This window comes from Ideonella dechloratans (assembly GCF_021049305.1).
GTDB lineage: Bacteria > Pseudomonadota > Gammaproteobacteria > Burkholderiales > Burkholderiaceae_C > Ideonella > Ideonella dechloratans.
Map to the genome: position 1 here is coordinate 598,361 of NZ_CP088081.1, position 22,602 is coordinate 620,962.

A 22,602-nucleotide genomic window follows, 5' to 3' on the forward strand; every position below is an offset into this window, starting at 1 on the left:
TTTAGGTTTGTCTTCGTTGAGAAGGCTGTGTTCTTTAACAATTCAAAGAGTCGAATCAGCGTTGTCGACGGAAAGTTGGTCAGGGGTAAAGGCCTGGTCAGCACCGTGCCGTCGGCAACATATGATTGCGTCACCAGACTTCAACTCGAATATGAGTTGTAGAACGGCATAACGCGAATACTCACAAGCTGGTCGTTCTAGCGTGGACGATCAGTACCAGTCCTTGATCGACGTTCTTAGCATTGGACGTCAAAGTTATAGGGTCAAGTGACTAAGTGCATGTGGTGGATGCCTTGGCGATTACAGGCGACGAAGGACGTGATAGCCTGCGATAAGCTTCGGGGAGCTGGCAAATTAGCTTTGATCCGGAGATTTCCGAATGGGGAAACCCACCCTTAGGGGTATCAACATCTGAATACATAGGGTGTTGAGGCGAACCGGGTGAACTGAAACATCTCAGTAGCTCGAGGAATAGACATCAACCGAGATTCCGAAAGTAGTGGCGAGCGAAATCGGAACAGCCTGTGCTCTTTAGCAAGTTTCTTATCAGAACGGTCTGGAAAGTCCGGCCACAGCGGGTGATAGCCCCGTATGGAAAAAGAAGTTTGTGGAACTAGGTGCACGACAAGTAGGGCGGGACACGTGAAATCCTGTCTGAAGATGGGGGGACCATCCTCCAAGGCTAAATACTCGTAATCGACCGATAGTGAACAAGTACCGTGAGGGAAAGGCGAAAAGAACCCCGGGAGGGGAGTGAAATAGATCCTGAAACCGCATGCATACAAAAAGTCGGAGCCCGAAAGGGTGACGGCGTACCTTTTGTATAATGGGTCAGCGACTTACATTCAGTGGCAAGGTTAACCGAATAGGGAAGCCGAAGAGAAATCGAGTCCGAATAGGGCGTCTAGTCGCTGGGTGTAGACCCGAAACCAGGTGATCTATCCATGGCCAGGATGAAGGTGCGGTAACACGCACTGGAGGTCCGAACCGACTAGTGTTGCAAAACTAGCGGATGAGCTGTGGATAGGGGTGAAAGGCTAAACAAACCTGGAGATAGCTGGTTCTCTCCGAAAACTATTTAGGTAGTGCCTCAAGTATTACCGTCGGGGGTAGAGCACTGTTTAGGCTAGGGGGTCATGGCGACTTACCAAACCTTGGCAAACTCCGAATACCGATGAGTACAGCTTGGGAGACAGAGCACCGGGTGCTAACGTCCGGACTCAAGAGGGAAACAACCCAGACCGCCAGCTAAGGTCCCTAAAATTGGCTAAGTGGGAAACGAAGTGGGAAGGCTAAAACAGTCAGGATGTTGGCTTAGAAGCAGCCACCATTTAAAGAAAGCGTAATAGCTCACTGATCGAGTCGTCCTGCGCGGAAGATGTAACGGGGCTAAGCCAGTTACCGAAGCTGCGGGTGCACAGCAATGTGCGCGGTAGGAGAGCGTTCTGTAAGCCTGCGAAGGTGGATCGTGAGGTCTGCTGGAGGTATCAGAAGTGCGAATGCTGACATGAGTAGCGTTAAAGGGGGTGAAAAGCCCCCTCGCCGTAAGCGCAAGGTTTCCTACGCAACGTTCATCGGCGTAGGGTGAGTCGGCCCCTAAGGCGAGGCAGAGATGCGTAGCTGATGGGAAACAGGTCAATATTCCTGTACCGATCAATAGTGCGATGTGGGGACGGAGAAGGTTAGCTCAGCCGGGTGTTGGATGTCCCGGTTCAAGCATGTAGGCGTGCTCTCTAGGCAAATCCGGAGAGCTTAGCTGAGGTGTGATAACGAGTCTGCTTGCAGACGAAGTGAGTGATACCCTGCTTCCAGGAAAAGCCACTAAGCTTCAGCTATTGACGACCGTACCGCAAACCGACACTGGTGCGCGTGATGAGTATTCTCAGGCGCTTGAGAGAACTCTGGAGAAGGAACTCGGCAAATTGACACCGTAACTTCGGAAGAAGGTGTGCCTTTAGTAGGTGAACCTGTACAAGGGGAGCCCAATGAGGCCGCAGAGAATCGGTGGCTGCGACTGTTTATTAAAAACACAGCACTCTGCAAAGACGAAAGTCGACGTATAGGGTGTGACGCCTGCCCGGTGCTGGAAGATTAATTGATGGGGTGCAAGCTCTTGATCGAAGTCCCAGTAAACGGCGGCCGTAACTATAACGGTCCTAAGGTAGCGAAATTCCTTGTCGGGTAAGTTCCGACCTGCACGAATGGCGTAACGATGGCCACACTGTCTCCTCCAGAGACTCAGCGAAGTTGAAATGTTTGTGATGATGCAATCTCCCCGCGGAAAGACGGAAAGACCCCATGAACCTTTACTGTAGCTTTACATTGGACTTTGAACAGATCTGTGTAGGATAGGTGGGAGGCTTTGAAGTACGGTCGCTAGATCGTATGGAGCCGACGTTGAAATACCACCCTGGTGTGTTTGAGGTTCTAACCTTGGCCCGTGATCCGGGTTGGGGACAGTGTATGGTGGGCAGTTTGACTGGGGCGGTCTCCTCCCAAAGCGTAACGGAGGAGTTCGAAGGTACGCTAGGCACGGTCGGAAATCGTGCTGATAGTGCATTGGCATAAGCGTGCTTGACTGCGAGACTGACAAGTCGAGCAGGTACGAAAGTAGGACAAAGTGATCCGGTGGTTCTGTATGGAAGGGCCATCGCTCAACGGATAAAAGGTACTCTGGGGATAACAGGCTGATACCGCCCAAGAGTTCATATCGACGGCGGTGTTTGGCACCTCGATGTCGGCTCATCTCATCCTGGGGCTGTAGCCGGTCCCAAGGGTATGGCTGTTCGCCATTTAAAGAGGTACGTGAGCTGGGTTTAAAACGTCGTGAGACAGTTTGGTCCCTATCTTCCGTGGGCGCTGCAAGATTGAGAGAGCCTGCTCCTAGTACGAGAGGACCGGAGTGGACGCACCGCTGGTGTATCGGTTGTCATGCCAATGGCATTGCCGAGTAGCTAAGTGCGGAAGAGATAACCGCTGAAAGCATCTAAGCGGGAAACTCGTCTCAAGATGAGTCTTGCCGGGGCCTTGAGCCCCCTGAAGAGTCGTTCGAGACCAGGACGTTGATAGGCTGGGTGTGGAAGCGCAGTAATGCGTTAAGCTAACCAGTACTAATTGCTCGTGAGGCTTGACCCTATAACTTTGATGTAAAATGCATCAAAGAACTGGGTGAGAATTCAAGTTAGACCGTTCAAGTCGGTTGACGCAATCATCTGATTCACAAGACTCTTTGAATTGGCTTGGCCGCCCAGCACTTCCCAGTGCAGCGACCAGGCAACAAGTTAAGCCTGATGACCATAGCGAGGTGGTCCCACTCCTTCCCATCCCGAACAGGACAGTGAAACGCCTCTGCGCCGATGATAGTGCGGATTCCCGTGTGAAAGTAGGACATCGTCAGGCTAATATCCGGAACCCCGATTGCGCAAGCGGTCGGGGTTTTTTCTTGCCTGAAATATTTCGTCCCAGTATCGGTTCTAGTCTGCCGTGAGGCAGCGCAAGGCCTCTACGACTGCCGCATTCGGTTGGCCTGGCACAGAGTAGCCCGATGACATCGGTGCTGCACATGCGATGTTGCTCCGCGCCGCGATCCAGGCGGCTTGGCGCGCGGGGCTGGCACGCTGAATCGGGCGGGGCATCGCCCAGCCCATGCCCATCCGCTGGATGGCCGCCGCGTTCTCGAACTGGTCGTAAGCCCGGGGCATCAGGATCTGAGGAACACCGGCCGTGAGACCTTGGGCGCAACTGCCGATGCCGCCGTGGTGGACAAAGGCGTGGGCCCGGCGCAGCAGAGGGGGCAGGGCCTGCAGGGGCAACCTGGTGATCTGGCTCTGGCTGTCGCAGGTGGGCCTGTCGCGCCCCGGTTCCAGCATGACGCAGGGTTTGCCGGAGTGGGCGATCAATTCCCGCGCCAAACAAAGCGCTTGGTCGACGCCGTGGGTGCCCGCGCTCCCACCGAAGAGCACCCAGGGGTGTGCCTCGCTCGCCTTCGGCGATGCACCCGCATCCGGCGAAGCCCATTCGAAGTTGGGAAAGCCCACCTGGTGCAGTCTCTCCAGCCAGGGCGGTGCAGAGAGGGCACCATGGAGCCGCCGAGGCAAAGCGGCAAAGGCGGCGTCGTAAAGGGCCAGACCTCCGTCCGGGGAGTGGATCCAGTCGCCAAAGACACTGCCCTCCAAAGGTTGGGCGCCTACTTGGGTGGCCAGGGCGGAGAGTGGGCCGCGGGCCATGGGTTCCAGCTTCCAACGGTCAAGGGCCTGCCAGGCGGTTCTTCGCCAGCGCAGCGGCACCCAAGTCGGCACCCGCCAGGGCCCCAGGAACATCGGGTCGTCGAGCGTGCGCAGTGCGGCAGGGGCCAGGTAGCCCGTCCACAGCCGGATCGGCAAGGTGTCACGCGCCAAGCGTGCCCCAACAGCCAAGGGAGAGGCCAAGACCCGCAGAGGTTGGCCCGGCGGCAGGCCCTGGGACAGGCGGCGCAGTGCTTCCCAGGTGGGCTGCGCGGCAGGCAGGCACAGGTGACGCCAGAGCACCCCCAGCCCATCCACCGGATGCCAGAGCTTGGGATGAGACAAGGTGCGCTCATGCGCCTGGGCGTCGGCCACCGGGATGAACTGGAGCCCGGCGCGAACGGCGTCCCTGCCATGGGGGGCCTGGCTCAACAGGAAGACCTCGTGCCCCTGTTCGTGCAGGGCCCGGCCGATGGCCAGAAAGGGGTAGAGATCGCCGGTGCTGCCCAGCGTGACCAGGGCGAACCTCATCGCCGCGGACTGCCGAAGCGCTGTAGACCCCGGTAGTCCGTCACCCCCGGCAGTGCCGCCGTGGCGGCCGCCAGGCAGCGTGGCCCGGCGACCCAGTTCAGCACATCGCACGGCCCCGGCAGCTCGGTGGCCTGGAGGTACTGGAAGTGACATGCCATCTTGTTCCGCTTGAGCGCGCGATAGCTCTGGGGGCTGAAGCACTGGACCCAGCGCGGATTGAGGCACTTGGGGGTGCCGGGGGCGGGTGTCGGCGGCGCGGGCTGCCCATCCAGGCAGACCAGGGTGGGGTCGCTGAGCGCAAAGCAGCAACCGTCCACGGGCGAACTGACGTCCACCCAGGTGAGTGTCTCGCAGGCACGCAACAGGGCCAGTTCTCGGCGAAAGCCATGGGCTTCGGGTTGGAAGCTGAGCACCGGCGTGCACTGACCCAGGGTCAGCAAGGACAGGACCGGGCGGGTCTGCGCGGGATGCCCTTGCCACTGGGCCAGGGCGCGGGCCACCACGCTCACCGCCAGCATGCAGCCAGAGCTGTGCCCCACCACCAACACCTCATCCACGCGCTGCGTCCCCTCCTGCCCCGCCAGGGCGGCCAGGGTGGCTGCATGCTGGTCGATGCGGGCCTCGAGCTCGGGGGTCTGCCCCCGGGCCTGCCGCAGGATGTAGCGCGCGCTGCGCATCAGCCAGTCCATCTGCACCCGCGACTGCAACCACGTGAAGGCGCTGGTCAACACAAGCCATCCGATCAGCCCACCGAGCAATGCCAGGCCTGCCGCGCCCCAGCCCCAGGAGAGGGCGCGGGTCAGCGCGACCCAACCGCTCCCCCAGACCAGGCCGAGCAGGCCCAAGGCGAGCAGGCTGAACGCCGGCAGCGTCAGCGCCAGAAAGGCCGGCCAGCTGGTCTGGAGGATGCGCCACAAGGAGCCGTTGCCCACCATGCGTGCCGTGGCGCTCAGGGTGAGCGCGACCAGCCGCCAGCGGCTGCGTGGCCACTGCGCGCGCACCAGATCGTCCCAGCGCAGAAAGTGGTACTGCGTCTCGCCCTGCCCGCCATGGCCGTCCGGCCAGCGCAAGGTCCAGCTGCTGGTGTGCGGGGCCTCCCCCCGACGCCGCGGCCCCACCGTCACCCCGGCGTCCGGGCGGGCAGCGGCTCCCGCCTCCACCATCGCGTGATAACGGGCCGGCCCCTGGGGATCGAATCCACCCAGGTAAAGCACCACGCGCCGGCGGACCGGGCGTTCGGTCGGGTCGTCACCGGTCGCAGGCGGGTTCATGCCGGCCACCGGTCAGAAAATCGTCTGCCGGTGCAGGCCCTTGGCCAGCACCAGATCCACCACCGGCTGCTCGCGGCGGTTCGCACGTTCACAGTGGTTCTTCTGAAAACGGTCGGTGACCCAGATCACCACCCGGGCCCAGCGCCGGTGCCGCATGCGCCAGGCATGCGAGGACACCGACTCCCAGGCATAGCCGTTGAACAGCGTGGCATTGACGAAATGGTCCAACGCCCGCACGCCGGCACGTCCGCGCTCGGTGCGCCCCACAAAGCCCACCCAGACCAGCAGCAGATAGCCCGCCACTGCCAGCGGCACGATCACCGTCATCAACACGAATCCAGCCAAGCGTTCCTTCATCCTGCCTCGCGCGGGAAGATCTTCAGACGGATGCCATTTTCCGCGCGGATGGTGAGCCGACCCACCGGTTCAGGGGTTTCGCCGGGCACTGGCTCGACCCGCACATGCCGCGCCACCAGGGCCAGGATCAGGGCCGCCTCCTGCAGCGCGAACGCCGCGCCGATGCAGATGCGCGGCCCCATGCCGAAAGGCAGGTAGGCCTGGCGCAGCGACTCGCGCGCCGCCGGCTCATCCAGTGGCTCGGCCATCGAGGGCTGGTCACGGCTGTAGCGGTCCGGGTCGAATTCGTCCGGGCGCGCCCACAGCTCGCGGTGGCGCTGGATCAGCCAGGGCGAGACCACCACCGATCCGCCAGCGGGTACCGTCTTGTCGCGCATCGGGCAGGCCTGGGCCGACTGCCGCGCCAGAAAGCCCACGGGCGGGAAGAGACGCAGGGTTTCGCGGAACACATCGCGCGCCAGCGTCAGATCCTTGATCGCGTTGGCGCCCTCGGTGTCCAGGCCCGGCAGCACACGGCAGGCCTCCTCGTGCAGCCGCTCCTGCACCTGCGGATCGTGGGCCAGCAGGTGCAGGGCCCAGGACAAGGCGCTGGCCGAGGTTTCGTGCCCAGCCAGGAAGAGCATGGCCACTTGGTCCACCAGTTCGTCGAAGCCAAAGCCTTCGCCGGTGGCTTCGTCGCGCACCCGCAGCAGCGAGGCCAGGATGTCATCTTCGGCCGTCTCATCCGCAGGGCCGCCCGCGCGGGCGGCCTCGTAGCGCGGACGGATGTAGGCCTCCAGCAGGCTGCGAATCTCGCGGGCGGCGCTGCGGCTGCGACGGATCTGCCACCAGGGCCGCAGCCAGCGCAGGCCAAAGAAGGCCGGCATCATCAGCCGCGGCGCCAGGGCCTGGTAGCGGGCGAAGGCGGCGAAGATGCGTTGCGCCCCCTCGCTGTCGAGCGACTGGGACAGGATGGTGCGCAGGATGATGTCGGCGGCGACGTGGGTCATCTCCATCTCCACGTCGTGCACGCCGCCAGGGGGCACCGCATGCAGCCGCTGCACCATCGCGTCGCCCGCGGCGCGCATGCGCCCCAGCACCTTGCGCACCCGCGCGCCCTCGAAGGAGGGGTTCATCAGCGTGCGCTGCCGCTGCCACACCTCGCCGTTGGTGGTGAAGATGCTGTCACCCAGCAGCGGGCGCAGCGCCTCGCCCAGCATCTCGTGCTTGGGAAAGGCGTCGGCGTGGTCCATCACCTGGTGGACCAATGCGGGCTCGTTGACCATGTACAGGTCCACGCCCGGCAGATGCACCTCGCCCATCTTCATCCGGTAGCTGCGCTCGTACAAGCCGTCCAGCCACGAGCGCCGCTTGCTGAAGAACATGCGCCACACCGAGGGCCGGCGGGCAGCGGGGCGGGGATAGTGGGGGCAGAAGCGGCTCATGGGGCGTCGGACAGGCCCGGCGCGCCGTCACTGGCCCGCAGCGCCCGGTGGCGCTCGGCCAGGGACAGGGGCCCGGCGGTGAAAGTCACCGGATCGTAGCCGCCGGGCCGCTCCGGGGCTCTGAGGTAATGCAGATGCAGGGCCTGGCGGTCCCGCTTCAGCGCGGCGTAGGCGGCCTCCGACATCGTCTGGTGAAAGCGTGGCGAGGTGGCGTGTCGGCGTGCCGGGCCGCTCGCCTCGGTCCAGGGGGGGACCCGGGCGAAGGCAGCCCAGTCGGCCGGGGCGGTGAAATCCCACCAGGTCAGGTCGACGGTCTCGGCCAGGCGCGCGAGTTCGGCACGGAACGCGTCGGCCCGCGGCTGCCAGGCCAGCAGCGGCGTGCAGTGCCCCAGGGTGAGCAGGCCGATGTGCTCGGCGCAGGCCGTCAGGTCGGGCCCGCGCTGCAGCGCCCGGGCCAGCACGGCGGCGGCCTGGATGGCCCCGGTGCTGTGGCCCACCACCAGCAGCTCATGGGCGGGGTGGGCACGGGCCTGTTCGAGCAGGGTGTCGGCCAGTGCGTCGAGTCGCGCCTCCAGGTCCGGCAACTGGCCCTCGCCCTGTGCGCAGGTGAAGGCGTAAAGCCGCAGCAGCCATTCGGTGTCCAGCCGGCGCTCCAGCAGCCGCCACAGCAGACCGCCGACGGGCAGCGCGAGGAGGCCCAAGGCGAGGGGCAGGCCCTGCGCACGGGCCAGTGCCGTCCCCAGCAGCCCCGCCGCCGTCAGGCAGCCCAGGGCCAGACCCAGTGGCAGGTTGCCCAGCCAGAAACAGGCGGGGGCCGCCGCATGGATGCGGGCCATCGCCCGCAGGGCGCCCCGGCGCAGATACATCAGCCGCCAGTCGCCCAGCACCCGGCGCAGCCCGCGGCCCCAGTGGTGCAGCACGATGTCGTCCCAGCGCAGCACGACATGGCGGGTGTGCAGGGCCGGTCCCTGGGCTGGGCGCCAATGCACGTCCCAGACGTCGCTCAACGCATCGTGGGTGCGGCGTGGCCCCACGCTCAGCTGCTCGCCCTCAGGCCCCGGGGGGTGCGCACGGGCCGCCGCCCGGTAGAGGCGGTGGTAGTGGCGCGGCGTCTTGGGGTCGAAGCCGCCGAGAAAGAAGACCAGCCGGTGCAGGGGCATGGGCCGATTGTGGCGGGAGATGGGCCTGCCGCCAGCCCCGGTCCGGTGGACGGGCCCCAGCCCGCTGAGACGGCGCCTCAGGGGGAAGGCATCGGCTGCAGCCGGGTCCCGACGCGTCGCACCAGGCCATCGCCCACCAGGCCCTCGATCAGGTCCAAGGCCCAGCGACTGAGGTCATTCGCCCCGAGCTGCCGGGCCATGGCGACGAACAAAGGGGTCTGGACGATCCAGCGCTGCAGTTCCGTCGCGTCGACGGCGCCGAGTTCCATCAGGTGGAACATCAGCAGGGCCCGGGCCGCGTGGCGGGCGTGGCGGCGTGGGTCGGCTTCGAAGGCGGACAGCCGGCCGCGGCTGCCGGCCAGGGCCTCGGCCACGTCCTCGAAGGGTTCGCCATGGCCCGGGATGACCCAGCGCGGGGCCAGCCGCTCGATCAGCTCCAGCGTGGCCCGGGTCTCGGCAAAGCCGGAGGCCTCCACCAACTCCGGGAAGATCACCGCCAGGCGGTTCTGCCACAGCGCATCGCCCGCGATCAGCGTGCGCGACTGGGGCTCGAACAGCAGGATCGCGTCGGGGTCGTGCCCCGGTGCCGCCAGCACCTGCCAGTCCGTGGGGCCCAGGCGCACCCGGCTGCCCGGCACGAGCACGCCGTCGACGGCAAAGCGCGGGCAGTGCTGCCCCGAGGGGCGGTAGCTCAGACGGTCCTCATCCCACTGCACCACCGCCGCATGCGAGGCGGCTGGCACCCGGGTCTGCACGCGCCAGCGGGCCTGCAGCGCGGCATTGCCGCCGCAGTGGTCGGAATGCAGATGGGTGTTGAGCACCTGCTGCAGCGCGGCCCCGCCCAGGGCATGCTCCAGCAGGGCCAGGGTGTGCTCGGCGTGGCGGGCGTGGCCGGTGTCCACCACCGTGCTCGGGGCGTCCCCGCAGGCCGCGAACACCGTCTGGTTGGCCGACAGCCAGTCGCGCTGCAGCACCTGCAGCCCCAGGGCGGCTGCCGTGGCCGCGAAGCCGCCGCTCATGCCACCACGGCGGCGGCACCGTGGTCGCGCAGCGCGCGGCGCAGCACCTTGCCCACCGAGGTCTTGGGCAGCTCCTCGCAGAACTCGACCACCTTGGGCCGCTTGTAGGCCGTGAAGTTGTCGTGGCAGTAGTGCCGGATGTCGTCCTCGCTGAGCGTCGGGTCGCGGCGCACCACGAAGAGCTTCACCGCCTCGCCCGAATGCGGATCGGGAATGCCGACCGCGGCACATTCGCGCACGCCCGGGTGCAGGTTGACCACCTGCTCGATCTCGTTGGGGTACACGTTGAAGCCGGACACCAGGATCATGTCCTTCTTGCGGTCGACGATGCGCACATAGCCCCGCGTGTCCATGATGCCGATGTCCCCGCTGCGCAGGAAGCCGTCGGCGGTCATCACCTTGGCGGTCTCGTCCGGGCGGTTCCAGTAGCCGGCCATCACCTGCGGGCCGCGGATGCAGATCTCTCCGGGCAGGCCGGGCGGCACATCCTGGCCGGCCTCGTCGCGGATGGCGATGTCGGTGGAGGGCACCGGCAGGCCGATGGTGCCGCTGAAGGTGTTCAGGTCCATGCGGTTGCAGGTGGCCACCGGCGAGGTCTCGGACATGCCGTAGCCTTCGACGATGGGGCAGCCGGTCAGGCGCAGCCAGCGCTCGGCCGTGGCCTGCTGCACCGCCATGCCGCCGCCCACCGACACCACCAGTTCGGAGAAGTCCAGCTTGGCGAAGTCCGGATGTTCGGTCAGGGCGTTGAACAGGGTGTTGACCGCCGGGAACAGGTTGACGCGGTGCTGGCCCAGCGTGCGCACCAAGCCGGCGATGTCGCGCGGGTTGGGGATCAGCAGGTTGAGCATGCCGCGCTGGGTGCTGAACAGCCCGCACAGGGTGAGCGCGAAGATGTGGTACAGCGGCAGCGCGGCCACCATGGTCAGCGGGCGCTCCCCCAGCCGGTGCAGCACCGGGCTGAACCAGGCGTCCATCTGCAGCACATTGGCCACCAGATTGCGGTGCAGCAGCGTGGCCCCCTTGGACACGCCGGTGGTGCCGCCGGTGTATTGCAGGAAGGCCACGTCGTTGGGGCCCAGCGGCACGCGCTGGAAGGGGTGCTGGCCGCCTTGGCGCAGCGCTTCGGCAAAGCGCAGCACGCGGCGCTTTTCGGTGCTGCCCAGGGTGTGCTCGGGCACCAGCTTGCGCACATGGCGCACGACGAAGTTCACCATCGCGCCGCGCCAGAAGCCCAGCAGGTCGCCCATGGCGCACAGCACCACCTGGCGCACCGGCAGCGGCTCGGTGATGGCCTCCAGCGTGGCCGCGAAGTTCTCCAGGATGAACAACACCTTGGCGCCCGAGTCGCGCAGCTGGTGGCTCAGTTCGCGCGGGGTGTAGAGCGGGTTGACGTTCACCACCACGCAGCCCGCCCGCAGGATGGCGCCCATCACCGGGTAGTACTGGGGCAGGTTGGGCATCATCACCGCCACCCGGTCGCCCTTGACCAGGCCCTGCTGCTGCAGCCAGCCGGCCAGGGCCAGCGACAGGGCATCGATGTCGCGGTAGCGCAGGCGCGCGCCCATGCACAGGGTGGCCTCGCGGTCCGCGTGGCGCTGCCAGGCGTCCTCCAGCAGCGACACCAGCGAGGCGTGGGCCTGCTCGTCGATGGTGTGCGGCACATCGGTCGGGTACTGGCCCAACCAGGGGCGGGGCGGGGCAGCGGGGCTGCGCGGGTCAACTGAACTCATTTGGACTCTTGCGTGGGCGGGGCAGCCATCCGGCCGTGCGGTGCCCGGATGGTCGTTCAGGCCCGAGGGCGCGCGCAACGGTAGTTGTCCTATCGGGGCAGGGGGCTGCCCTGCGGCGTGCCACACTGTCGGCATGCAACGACGATCCCTTTTGCGCCTGGGCCTGCTGGCGTCGGTGGCGCTGGGTGCGGCCGGCGCGGGCGTGGCCCTGTGGACGCCGGGCTGGCGGCAGGACCGCTTCAGCACCTCCGCACGGGCCCTGTGGCGGGCCGTGGCGCAGGCCGTTCTGGCCGATCTGCTGCCCACCGACGCGGCGGCGCGCGAAGCCGCGCTGGACCAGCACCTCGACCGCCTGCAGGCCACCGTGGCCGGCCTGCCGCCCGCCACGCGCAAGGAGCTCAGCCAGCTGCTGGCGCTGCTCGACCTGGCCCCCAGCCGCCTGGCCCTGACCGGTCTGCGGCAGGGCTGGGCCGCGGCCGATCCGCAGGACGTGCAGGCCGCGCTGCAGGCCATGCGCCTGTCGGACAACACCACCCGCCAGCAGATCTACCACGCCCTGCGCGACCTCACCCAGGCCGCCTACTTCGCCAGCCCCACCACCTGGGCGGTGCTGGGCTATCCGGGACCGGCCTCCCTGGCCGGATCCGCCGCACCATGACCGCACCGCAGTCTCCCGTGGCGGATCCGATCCGCGAAGGCCTGGCGCGTGGCTGGAAGGTGCTGGGCGGGCCGCATGGGCCCTTGCCCGAGCGCCTGAGCGTGGACGTGGCCATCGTCGGCACCGGGGCGGGGGGCGGCATCACCGCCGAGCTGCTCAGCCGCGCCGGCCTGTCGGTGGTCATGGTCGAAGAGGGGCCGCTGAAGTCCAGCAGCGACTTCCACCAGCGCGAGGACGAGGCCTACCCCGCGCTCTACCAGGAAAGCGCCGCCCGCAAGACGGCCGACAAGGCCATCACCATCCTGCAGGGCCGCTGCGTCGGAGGCTCCACCACCGTCAACTGGACCAGCAGCTTCCGCACCCCCGAGGCCACGCTGGCCTGGTGGCAGAGCCATTTCGGCCTGACCGAGTGGGATGCCCGCACCCTGGCGCCCTGGTTCGACCAGGTCGAGCAGCGCCTGGGCATCCAGCCCTGGCTGGCCGCACCCAACGAGAACAACGCCGCGCTGCGTCGCGGCGGCGAGCGCCTGGGCATCGCCACCCACCCCATCCCGCGCAATGTGCGCGGCTGCTGGAACCTGGGCTCCTGCGGCATGGGCTGCCCCACCAACGCCAAGCAGTCGATGCTGCTGACCACCGTGCCGGCGGCGCTGGACCGTGGCGCGACCCTGCTGGTGCAGACGCGGGTGGATCGGCTGGAATGGCAGGGCCGCACCGTGCAGGCCCTGCATGGCGTGCCGCTGCGCGCCGACGGCACGCCCGATACCGCACACCCCATCCGCATCCGGGCCCGCCATGTGGTGGTGGCCGGCGGGGCCATCAACTCGCCGGCCCTGCTGATGCGCTCGGGCCTGCCCGACCCCTTCGAGCGCCTGGGCCGGCGCACCTTCCTGCATCCGGTGCTGCTGTCGGCGGCCCACATGCCCGAACCGGTGCAGGGTTGGCAGGGCGCGCCGCAGAGCATCTACAGCGACCACTACCTGGACGCCCAGCCGCTGGACGGGCCCATGGGCTTCAAGCTGGAAGTGCCGCCGCTGCATCCGGTGATCTTCGCCTCCACGCTGCCGGGCTGGGGGCCGGGGGCGGCCGCGCTGATGCGCCAGTTCCCGCACACCCAGGTCACGTTGGCGCTGCTGCGCGACGGCTACCACCCGCAGTCGCCGGGCGGGCTGGTCAGCCTGCGGGGCGACGGCACGCCGGTGCTGAACTACCCGCTCAACGAGTACCTGATGGACGGCGCCCGCCGGGCCCTGCTGGCCATGGCCGAACTGCAGTTCGCCGCAGGCGCCCGCGAGGTCCTGCCGGTGCACGAGCTGGCCCGGCCCACCACCCGCTGGGCCGACGCCCGGGCCCAGATCCGCGACCTGCCGATGGAGCCGCTCAAGACCCGCATCGTCAGCGCCCATGTGATGGGCGGCTGCGCGATGAGCGGCCAGGAGTCCCTGGGCGTGGTGCGGCCCGACGGGGTGCACTGGCAGATCAACAACCTGTCGGTGCACGATGGCTCGCTCTTTCCCACCAGCCTGGGCGTCAACCCGCAGCTCACCATCTACGGCATCACGGCGCGGCTGAGCAGCGCCCTGGCCGAGCGTCTGTCGGGGCGGTCGGCGTCGTTGCTCGGATGATCGCCCGCTGGCAACGGGGGGCGCTGCTGCTGGGCTTCGCGCTCTGGGCCCTGGCCAGCGGCCTGGCCTGGGCCCAGGGGCACCCCGCGCTGGCGCTGGCCTTCACCGGGCTGGCGCTGGGCGGGCATGCCGCCTGGCTGGGCCTGACGGTGCTGCTGATGCGCCGCGTGCAGCGGGCCAGCGGGGTGGCGCCGCCCGCGGGGGCGGACGCCTGGCGGTCCTGGTGGGCCGAATGCCGGGCCGCCCCTCGGGTGTTCGCCTGGCGGCAGCCCTTTCGCACCCACGCCGAGCCCGACGTGTGGCCGGCCGATGCCGCGGGGCGCCAGGGCGTGCTGCTGGTGCATGGCTACCTGTGCAACCGCGCGATCTGGAACCCCTGGCTGCGGTGCCTGCGCGCACGGGGCATTCCGGCCGTGGCCGTGACGCTGGAGCCGCCCGGCGCCGCGCTGGACACGCATGTGCCCACGCTGGCGGCGGCGGCCCAGCAGCTCTGGCTGCGCACCGGGCGCGCCCCGCTGCTGGTCGGTCACAGCATGGGAGGGCTGGCGCTGCGGGCCTGGTGGCGCGCCGACGGCGGGCGCACCCCGGTGGCCGGGCTGGTCACGGTGGGCACACCCCACCAGGGCACCTGGATGGCCCTCTGGGGGCACAGTGACAGCGCCCGGCAGATGCAACCGGGCTCGGCCTGGCTGCGGCAACTGGCCGCGGACGAGGCGCGGCTGCGCGCCGAAGGATCAGAAGCGCCCGCGGTGCTCAGCGTCTTCAGCCCCTGCGACAGCATCGTGTTCCCGACCCAGGGCGCCGTGTGGCCCGGCGGTGAAGCTCTGGCGGTAGCGGGGGCCGGCCATGTGGACCTGCTCCAGCACGCGGCTGTCTTCGAGGCCGTATGCCAGCGGCTGGAGGGCGCTCGCGCCGAAGCGGGGGGCCGCAGGCACTGAGCGCCGCAGACCGGATTCGCGCACCGGGCCCGGGCTCAGCAGCCCGGCGGGCCACAGCCACAGCGGCAGCATTTCCAGCCAGAGCAGGGCGCGGCCATCGGCCACCTCGGTGAACTGCCAGCTGCCCAACCACCACAGCCAGGCCCCCAGCACCGCGGCAGCGCACAGCCAGCGCATGCGTCGGCCCTGCAACTGCGCGAAGCCCTGCCGCACGAAGGCCCGGCGACAGGCCAGGGTGCACAGCCCCGCCACGCACAGGTGCAGCAGCGCGGTCAGCAGCCCCCAGGGGCCGGCCTGTTCCCTCAGCACCTCCAGCGGGTCCAGCGGGGGCAGGGCGCTCAAGCCTGCGGCCACGGCCAGGGCCATGGCGCCATAGAGCATGAGGGTACTGCGTTGGGCGAGGTGGGCGGACATGGTCGGTGGGGCGGCAAGGTCGTTGCGTTCTGCAGCGGCGCGCCGCAGCTTAGCCCGACGGATGTGTCAGACGACAGCTGAGAATCCCCCAATTGGCGCATGCGGCACCAAGCCGGGTCAGCCGTCCAGCTCCTTCAGCCAGTTCAGGGTGGCTTCCGGGGCCATGGTCAGCAGCCGGGCGATGTCGCTCACGTCATCGGGGACGGCGGGGTTGTCCCATCCGAGGCTGGTGTGGCGCGCCAGCCGCACAGCCAGAAGCACATTGCGTACCTGGGGATCGTTTTCCTTGCGGTCGTCGGTGATGTGCACCAGCAGTTCCGGCAGGTGCCAGGTCTGCATCAGGGCCTGCTGCACCTCGCCCAGGGTGACGTGCAGGCATTGGCGCTGCACCGTGCTGCTGCGCAGCGTGCGATCGGCCTGCTGCTGCAGCTTCATCTGCAGCGCCAGCGTCGGGGCATTCAGCCACAGCAGCATCTCCGCAAAGTCGTGCAGCAGGGCCGCCAGATAGATGACCGCCGCGTCGTGGTCGCGCCGGTGCAGCGCAAAGGCCAGGGCGAAGCGGCTGGCGCGGTCGGCCCGGTCCAGCACGGCCTGCAGGCCGGCCAGGGCCTCGGGTTGACCTTCCAGATGCATGTCCACCGTGGGTTGCGGCCCGAAGGTGGCGAAGAAGGGCGTGATGCCGGTCAGCACCAGGGCCTCGCGCAAGGTTTCGGCGTCGTTGTTGCGCCGGTGCCGCTGCACGGTGGCGGTGTAGGCCAGCACCTTGAGCGTCATCAGCGGGTCGCTCATCAGCTCGTCGGCCAGCATCCGCGCGTCCACGTCGTCCTGCATCTGGCGCAATTCCTCCAGCACGGCCGCGGTGTGCGGCAGCACGGGGATCTCGACCAGCTGGAAATAGCGTACCCAGCTGCCCAGATCGGACGGATAGCAGGACGGGGACGGGGCTGAAGACATCGGGCGCACCCAAGGGTGTGGTCGCCTTGTTATCGGCATCCCGGGCCGGCGGCTTGAGCGCCGGCCCGGGGACCCCGGGAGGTCAGAGGCGATCCACCTCCAGCCTACCGATGAACTCGCCCTTCACATAGAGGGCTCCCTCGGGGGCCCCGGCCTGGCCGTGGTACTCCACGAGCGGCAGGTCGGCGGGCGGGGGCAGCCCGCGGTGCTGGCGCGCGAGCGGGCGGGGGGCCACCCCGCGGGCGGCACGGGCCAGGGCCAAGGCCAGGGTGCGCAGGCCACGGGCGACGAGGTGGCGCAGGCCACGGTCAGGTTGGGCCGCGCCCAGCAACTGCTCGGGCGTGGCGGCGCGAAGAAGGGTGCGATGCGGGAACATGGGTCTCTCCAGGGGCGCGCACCGCTTCCTCGGTGCGCGCGAAAGGGGGGCTCAGGGGCTGTGGGGGTCGGGGCGGGCGTGGGCCAGCTCGCGGCGCAGGGTCTGGCGCTGCTGCTGTCGCAGGGCCTTGCCGGAGCGGCGGTGCGGGCCGGCCTGGCGCAGTCGTGCCGGGACGGCCACCGGATTGCGCGGGGTGCTCAGGGTCAGCTGGATCTTCAGGGTCATGTCATCTCCTCGGGCCGGATGTCGGCCATGCGGCGGCCTGCCTTGCAGGCGCCACGGGGGCGCCACAGGGCGGCAAGGGGTTCACACGGTGCCCGTGGCACGGCCTGCGGTCAGCAGGGTCCGCCAGACGGGGTCAAGGGGTCAGGAACTGGGAGAAGGCCCGCACCGGACGGGCCATCAGGGTGCAATGCATCTGTCGGTCCAGAGGGTGGCGGGGCCGGCCGGTACAGCGCAGGGGCCGGGGCGGGCGCGGGATTCGGCAGGCGAACCCACCGCGCGGCGCCAGGTTCAGGAGCGGCAGAACCTCGGCGCGTCCGCAAATGATAAACATTTGATTATCTTGCGCAAGTGTTTTTTATCTTTTGCGCAACGACAAGCGCGTCACCCCGCGCGGGCGGCGGCCTGCCCGCGCCCTGCGGCGCGCCTGGGGAGGGGCCTCAGCGCTTGCCCTTGAGCGGGGCGACGCCGCGCTGGCTCAGGCGCCAGAGGTCGCTGTCGCTGGCCGGGGCAGGGGGCGGGACGGCGGCGGGACGCAGCACGCCGGGCGCAGGCGCCACCGGGGGGGTTGCGGCCGGGGTGACGGGGGCGGCCGGCGCGGCGGGCACCAGCACCTCGCTGAGCAGGTCCAGCAGCCGGGTGCGGGCCCGCTGCGGGTGCCGGCGGTAGTAGGTCAGCACCAGGCCGACGATGAAACGTTCATCGTCGTCGCGTGGCAGCGGGGATTCGGCCTGCGCGTCGGCCGGGGCGCCGTTGCCGGTGCCGTGGGGCTCGTCCATCCAGCCGACGGGCTTGCGGCAGTTCTGCTCGAACTGGCGGGCCAGGCGCTCGCCGATCTGGCGCGAGCGGCCCTTGATCTGGCTCCAGTAGCTGGGTTGGATCTGCAGCCGCTCGGCAAAGCGGCGCTCCAGGCCGCGCAGGGCGGCGGCATCGGCATTCTTGACGGTGGCCTGCACGAACTCGTCGAACAACAGCAGGGCGTTGTCCAGACGGATCGCGGCCACGTCGCGGGGGGCTTCCATGGGCCGCGATGATAAAGCCCCTTGCCCTGGCCGGACCGGGGCAAGGTCAAGCCGACGTCAGTGGCTGGTCAGTGGGCCGGCGCGGGCTGGCTGACGAAACCGATCTTGCCCAGGCCGGCGCGCGAGGCGTCGGCCAGCGTCTCGGCCACGGCGCGGTAGGCCGCGGCCTCGTCGGCCCGCAGGTGGATCTCGGGCTGCGGCTGGCGCTGGCCCTGGGCCTGCAGCCGGGCCTGGGCCTGTTCGCGGCTGACCTTCTCGCCGTTCCAGTAGCGCTGGCCCTGGGCGTCGATGGAGAAGTCGATCTTGTCGGCCACCGGCGGCACGGGCTGGCTGCTGGCGCGCGGCAGGTCCAGCTTGACGGCGTGGGACAGCAGCGGCGCGGTGACGATGAAGATCACCAGCAGCACCAGCATCACGTCGATCAGCGGGACCATGTTGATCTCCGCCACCGGGGCGGCGCCGCCCTTGCGGTCGAACGAGGCGAAAGCCATGTCGGTCTCCTCTGCGGGGGCTCAGGCCACGTGGCCGGCGGCCACCGGACGCAGCGCGGGCGGGGTCTGGCGGGCGGGCGACTGGGTGTCGGCCCCCAGGGCCTCGCCCATGGTCAGGAAGCTGTGCAGCTCGAAGGCGAAGGCATCGAGCCGGCCGGTCAGCACCCGGTTGCCGCGGGTGAAGGCGTTGTAGGCCACCACGGCGGGGATGGCCACGGCCAGGCCGATGCCGGTCATGATCAGGGCCTCGCCCACCGGGCCGGCCACCTGGTCCAGGCTGCCCGCGCCGCCGCTGCCGATGGCCAGCAGCGCGTGGTAGACGCCCCAGACCGTGCCGAAGAGGCCGACGAAGGGGGCGGTGGCGCCCACCGTGGCCAGCGTGGTCAGGCCGGCCTCCAGGCGGGTGGTCTCCTCGTCCAGCACCTTCTTGATGGTGCGGGTGATGAACTCGCTGGCGCTGCCGGCCTCGGCCAGCTTGGCGGCGCCATGGCGGGCGTGGTGGGCCTGGGCATGCAGGGCATGGGCCGACAGGTGCGAGAAGGGATCGCGCGCGCCGTGGGTCTGCAGTTCGGCGCGCACCTCGTCGAGCGTGCTGGCGTTCCAGAACTGGTCCAGGAAGGCGCGACTGCGGCGGGCGCGCAGGGCCTGGGCCACGCCCTTGGCCACGATGATGGCCCAGGAGGCGATGGACATGCCCACCAGCAGCACCAGCAGGGTGTGGCCCACCGCATCGCTCTGGGCGATGAAGTGGCCGATGCCGGGGGCGGGCGGGGGCGTGACGACGGAGGCGGTGGTGGTGTCCATGGCGGGTTCGGGAGAGAGTTGCTCAGGTTCGGGGAGGACGGAAACGGGGCGGGCTCAGCGCAGCTGGAAGGCCAGCGGTGCGATGGCCACCGCCTCGACGGCCTTGCCATCGACGCGGTAGGGCTGGAAGCGGGCGCCACGCATGGCGTCCAGCGCGGCCTGGTCCAGCCGGGGGTGGCCGCTGGACTGGTGCAGCGTCACCTCGCGCGGCAGGCCGTTCACGTCCACCACCACGCGGACCAGGGCGGTGCCGGTCTCGCCCAGGCGGCGTGCGGCGGCCGGGTACACCAGCCGAGGCATGGTGACGTAGCGCAGGGCGCTGGCGGGCAGGGCCACCGGGCCGGCGGGGGCGGCGGCCACCGGCGGGGCCGGGGGCGCGGGCGGGGCGGGCGCGGTCACCGGGGCGGGGGCGGGGGCGGCCGGCGCTTCGGCCACCGGGGTGGGGGCCGGGGCGGTGGTGGGCGTGGGCTGGGGCCGGGGGGCCGCTGTCACCAGCGGGGGCGTGGCGGGTGGGCGCGGGCTGGGGCGCGTCGATGGCGGCGGCGGCGCAACCGGGGCGGGGGCCGGCAGTGCGATCCACTGCACGGCGATCGGTGCCGGCTGCGAGGGGACTTCGGGGCGCGTCCCGATTTGCAGCAGGGCCCAGCCCGCGGCCAGGTGCACCAGCACGACGCTGCCGACCAGGGCGCGCCGGCTCCAGGGCCCCAGGTCCTCGACCGGGCCGTGCAGGCATTCCGGGGGCGGGGCCGGGACCGGCGTTGCGGGGGCGCGGGTGGCCTGCGCCGGGTGTGGCCGCGGGGGCCGCGCCGGCAGGCTGGGCAAGGAGGAGGAGGTCAGGGAAGACATGGTCGGGTCCGGGTTCAGTACACGTCGCGTCGCAGCCGGCCCTGCTGGCGCAGGGTCTGCAGGGTGGTCTCGCCCAGTGCCTCGGTCAGCACGGCATCGACGCCGCTGGCCATGCCCTGGCGGCTGCCGCACAGCAGGATCACGGCGCCAGCCTCGACCCAGTCGCGCAGGCGCGGGGCCTCGGCCGCCAGCCGCTGCTGCACATGGCGGTGGGGGCCGCCATCGCGCGAATAGACGCGGTCGGTGCGGCTGAGCACGCCGTTGGCCAGCCAATGGGTGATCTCGGCATCGCACAGCGCGTCGTGGGCGGCCTGCCGCTCGCCCAGCAGCAGCCAGGCATGCAGGCCCTGGTGGACCAGGCGGCGACGGGGCGAGTCCGCCAGGGCCAAGCGGCGCTCGGCGGCCTGCAGATGGGCGCGCAGGCCGGCCAGGCCGGTGCCGTTGCCGATCAGCACCAGCGGGCGGTGGGCCAGCGCGGGCGGCAGGCGGAAGGCCGGGTTCGGCTGGATGCGCAGGGACAGGGCGCCGCCGATCGGGCAGTCCCCGGTCAGCCAGCCGGAGGCGGCCCCCACGCTGCCATCCTCCCGCCGGTGGCGCCGCACCAGCAGCTGCAGGCCGCCGCCCGGCCCGGCTTCGGGCAGGCTGGCGATGGAGTAGCTGCGGGGCGTGCGGTCGGTGCCGGGCAGGCGCAGTTGCACCAGGTCGCCCGCCTCCCAGGCGGCGGGTGGGGGGCCGTCCAGGGGCGGCGCCATGTCGATCAGCCACACCGGCTCACCCAGGCTGCCCGGGTTCAGGTGGCGCCGCCCCAGCAGGATCCAGGGCTCGTAGGCCATGCCCGGCGCGCTCGTTTGTGCCGAAGACCGGCGCCGAGGCGCCGGTGTGGAGGGGGCGGCCGGGGGCAGGGTCGGGGTGAGGGCGCCCACCGCCGCCAGCCAGTGCTGAAGGGCCTGGGGATCGCCCCGGTCCATCAGCACCGGCTCGAACAGGGGCTGGGCACCGCTGTCGTGCAGCCAGCGCTGCAACTGCTGGCCGAAGCCGCAGAAGTGGCGGTACTCGCGGTCGCCCAGGGCCAGCACGCCGCAGGGCAGGCCCGCCAGCTCGGCGGGGCGGTCCATCCAGCGGTCGACGAAGGGCTCGGCGTGGTCCGGGGCCTGGCCATCACCGGCGGTGCTGGCGACGAAGAACACCGGCTGGTGCTGGCGCAGCTGCGCAGGGTCCAATTGTTCCAGTGGCGCCACCCGGGCCGGCAGACCGCCGGATTCCAGCGTGCGGGCCGTGTCCCAGGCCAGGGCTTCGGCCGCGCCGGTCTGGCTGGCCCAGGTGACCAGGGCGACGGGGCCGGGCGCACCGGATGCCAGGACCGAGGCCTGTGGGGCGTGCTGGCGAAGGCGGTGGCGCCGCCATTGCCACAGGCACAGACCGATCCAGGCCAGCAGCAGGGCGGCGGCCTGGGCCAGGCGGTGGGGCGGCGTGTGGCTCAGGGTCAGGGCGTCCATGGGCGTTCTCAGGCCAGCAGCGCGCGCAGGGCGGGGCTGAGGGTTTCGCGCCAGCCGGCCTGGGCCGGTGTGGGACGCTCGATCCAGAGGGCGGGCAGGTCTTCGGCTTCGGCCAGGGCCAGGCCTTCGACCGGCCCCAGCACCATCAGGGCGGTGGCCCAGGCGTCGGCCCACATGGCGCTGGGGTGCAGCACGGTGACCGAGGCCACCGCGTGGGCCACCGGCGCACCGGTGCGCGGGTCCAGGGTGTGGCTCAGGCGCTGACCCTGGGCGCCCAGGCGCCAGCGCCGGTAGTCGCCCGAGGTGGCCACCGCCAGCCCATGCAGGGCAACGCGCGTGGGGGGCAGCGGGCAGGCGGGGTCGGGCATTTCCAGGTCCACCCACCAGGGCTGGCCGCTGGGCTTGAGCCCTTGGCCGCTGAGCTCGCCGCCGATGTCCACCAGGTGGTGGGGCAGGCCGCTGTCGCGCAGCACCGCGCTCACCCGGTCCACCGCGTGGCCCTTGGCGATGGCCGAGAGATCCAGCCGCAGGCCGCCGGGCTGGGTCAGGCGGTGCGTGGCCGGCGCCCAGCCCAGCCGTGCCCAGCCGGGGGTTGCCGCAGTGTCGGTCTCGGGCCCGGCCAGCTCGGCTGGGCCGAAGCCCCAGCGTCCCACCGCAGCGCCCACGGTGGGGTCGAAGGCGCCGGCGCTGCGCCGGGCCACCTGCAGCGCGGTGTCGATCACCAGGGCGAAGCCGTCTGGCAGCACCAGGCTTTCACCGGCGGGCAGACGGTTGAAGCGGCTGATCAGGGCGTCGGGCTCCCAGGTGCTCATCTGGACGACCACGTCGTCCAGCACGGCCTGGATGGCGCGGCGCAGCGGCCGCTCGGGCAGGCCGGCGCCGGCCCAGAGCTGGACGGACCAGGAGGTGCCCATGGTGTCCCCGCCCAGGGTGTGCAGCACCTGGCCCCAGGGCGCGGGCGGGCCGGACAGCTCGGCAGGGATCAGCACACGGGCCTGGGCCCGTGGCGCGGTGGGAAGGGCGGGGGCGAACATCGGT

The 22,602-nt window shown here is 69.6% G+C and carries 19 protein-coding genes and 2 rRNA genes; 5 read left to right on the top strand and 16 right to left on the bottom strand.

The features are described from left to right. Positions 1-261: 261 nt before the first annotated feature. A 23S ribosomal RNA gene (locus tag LRM40_RS02755) occupies positions 262-3,135 on the top strand. Positions 3,136-3,286: 151 nt separating this feature from the next. Further along, a 5S ribosomal RNA gene (gene rrf, locus LRM40_RS02760) occupies positions 3,287-3,399 on the top strand. Positions 3,400-3,473: 74 nt separating this feature from the next. Here rrf and LRM40_RS02765 read toward each other — a convergent pair. From LRM40_RS02765 to LRM40_RS02795, 7 genes are all read right to left on the bottom strand, one after another. Next, positions 3,474-4,754 (bottom strand): nucleotide disphospho-sugar-binding domain-containing protein, encoded by a 1,281-nt coding sequence (locus tag LRM40_RS02765; RefSeq protein ID WP_170288978.1) that lies wholly within the window; start codon positions 4,752-4,754, stop codon positions 3,474-3,476. Further along, positions 4,751-6,025: an alpha/beta hydrolase family protein gene (locus LRM40_RS02770; RefSeq protein WP_170288979.1), complete on the bottom strand. Its 1,275-nt coding sequence runs from the start codon at positions 6,023-6,025 to the stop codon at positions 4,751-4,753. The genes LRM40_RS02765 and LRM40_RS02770 overlap by 4 nt, the downstream gene beginning before the upstream one ends. Positions 6,026-6,037: 12 nt before the next feature. After that, positions 6,038-6,382 carry a hypothetical protein gene (locus LRM40_RS02775; RefSeq protein ID WP_151125800.1) on the bottom strand — a complete coding sequence of 115 codons (345 nt, stop codon included), beginning with the start codon at positions 6,380-6,382 and terminating at the stop codon, positions 6,038-6,040. Beyond that, complete coding sequence (locus tag LRM40_RS02780; RefSeq protein WP_151125801.1) at positions 6,379-7,806, bottom strand: cytochrome P450; 1,428 nt, start codon at positions 7,804-7,806, stop codon at positions 6,379-6,381. Before LRM40_RS02780 ends, LRM40_RS02775 begins: the two co-directional genes overlap by 4 nt. Then, positions 7,803-8,966, bottom strand: a complete 1,164-nt coding sequence (locus LRM40_RS02785; protein ID WP_151125802.1) for a hypothetical protein — start codon at positions 8,964-8,966, stop codon at positions 7,803-7,805. Before LRM40_RS02785 ends, LRM40_RS02780 begins: the two co-directional genes overlap by 4 nt. 77 nt (positions 8,967-9,043) lie before the next feature. Next, positions 9,044-9,985 (bottom strand): MBL fold metallo-hydrolase, encoded by a 942-nt coding sequence (locus LRM40_RS02790; protein ID WP_151125803.1) that lies wholly within the window; start codon positions 9,983-9,985, stop codon positions 9,044-9,046. Beyond that, a complete protein-coding gene (locus tag LRM40_RS02795) occupies positions 9,982-11,718 on the bottom strand; it encodes a long-chain-fatty-acid--CoA ligase (RefSeq protein ID WP_151125804.1) in 1,737 nt (578 codons plus the stop codon). Before LRM40_RS02795 ends, LRM40_RS02790 begins: the two co-directional genes overlap by 4 nt. A 133-nt stretch (positions 11,719-11,851) precedes the next feature. On the opposite strand from LRM40_RS02795, the gene LRM40_RS02800 reads away from it, so the two are divergent. Genes LRM40_RS02800 through LRM40_RS02810 form a run of 3 tightly spaced genes read left to right on the top strand, consistent with a single transcriptional unit; the run spans position 11,852 to position 14,939 of the window. Further along, entirely contained in the window at positions 11,852-12,376 is a 525-nt protein-coding gene (locus LRM40_RS02800) for a gluconate 2-dehydrogenase subunit 3 family protein (protein WP_151125805.1), read from the top strand. Further along, positions 12,373-14,001 (top strand): GMC family oxidoreductase, encoded by a 1,629-nt coding sequence (locus tag LRM40_RS02805; protein WP_151125806.1) that lies wholly within the window; start codon positions 12,373-12,375, stop codon positions 13,999-14,001. Before LRM40_RS02800 ends, LRM40_RS02805 begins: the two co-directional genes overlap by 4 nt. Beyond that, positions 13,998-14,939: an esterase/lipase family protein gene (locus LRM40_RS02810; RefSeq protein WP_211373069.1), complete on the top strand. Its 942-nt coding sequence runs from the start codon at positions 13,998-14,000 to the stop codon at positions 14,937-14,939. Before LRM40_RS02805 ends, LRM40_RS02810 begins: the two co-directional genes overlap by 4 nt. 531 nt (positions 14,940-15,470) lie before the next feature. Here the strand turns inward: LRM40_RS02810 and LRM40_RS02815 are convergent. The 9 genes from LRM40_RS02815 to LRM40_RS02855 all read right to left on the bottom strand — a co-directional run bounded on the left by LRM40_RS02815 (position 15,471) and on the right by LRM40_RS02855 (position 22,598). Beyond that, positions 15,471-16,307: an HDOD domain-containing protein gene (locus LRM40_RS02815; RefSeq protein ID WP_151125807.1), complete on the bottom strand. Its 837-nt coding sequence runs from the start codon at positions 16,305-16,307 to the stop codon at positions 15,471-15,473. An 82-nt stretch (positions 16,308-16,389) separates the two neighbouring features. After that, the gene (locus tag LRM40_RS02820) at positions 16,390-16,683 is read right to left on the bottom strand and encodes a hypothetical protein (RefSeq protein ID WP_151125808.1); all 294 of its coding nucleotides are present in this window, start codon (positions 16,681-16,683) and stop codon (positions 16,390-16,392) included. A 51-nt stretch (positions 16,684-16,734) separates the two neighbouring features. After that, on the bottom strand, positions 16,735-16,908 hold the full coding sequence (locus LRM40_RS02825) for a hypothetical protein (RefSeq protein ID WP_170288980.1): 174 nt from the start codon (positions 16,906-16,908) through the stop codon (positions 16,735-16,737). 437 nt (positions 16,909-17,345) lie between these two features. Continuing rightward, positions 17,346-17,927 carry a hypothetical protein gene (locus LRM40_RS02830; protein ID WP_231067689.1) on the bottom strand — a complete coding sequence of 194 codons (582 nt, stop codon included), beginning with the start codon at positions 17,925-17,927 and terminating at the stop codon, positions 17,346-17,348. Between the two features lie 68 nt (positions 17,928-17,995). Next, entirely contained in the window at positions 17,996-18,418 is a 423-nt protein-coding gene (locus LRM40_RS02835; RefSeq protein WP_151126061.1) for an ExbD/TolR family protein, read from the bottom strand. Between the two features lie 21 nt (positions 18,419-18,439). Next, the gene (locus tag LRM40_RS02840; protein ID WP_151126062.1) at positions 18,440-19,222 is read right to left on the bottom strand and encodes a MotA/TolQ/ExbB proton channel family protein; all 783 of its coding nucleotides are present in this window, start codon (positions 19,220-19,222) and stop codon (positions 18,440-18,442) included. 54 nt (positions 19,223-19,276) lie between these two features. Next, complete coding sequence (locus LRM40_RS02845; RefSeq protein ID WP_231067690.1) at positions 19,277-20,068, bottom strand: energy transducer TonB; 792 nt, start codon at positions 20,066-20,068, stop codon at positions 19,277-19,279. Between the two features lie 14 nt (positions 20,069-20,082). Then, positions 20,083-21,564, bottom strand: a complete 1,482-nt coding sequence (locus LRM40_RS02850; RefSeq protein ID WP_151125153.1) for a sulfite reductase subunit alpha — start codon at positions 21,562-21,564, stop codon at positions 20,083-20,085. Between the two features lie 8 nt (positions 21,565-21,572). Next, on the bottom strand, positions 21,573-22,598 hold the full coding sequence (locus LRM40_RS02855) for an FAD:protein FMN transferase (RefSeq protein ID WP_151125152.1): 1,026 nt from the start codon (positions 22,596-22,598) through the stop codon (positions 21,573-21,575). Positions 22,599-22,602 lie beyond the last annotated feature (4 nt).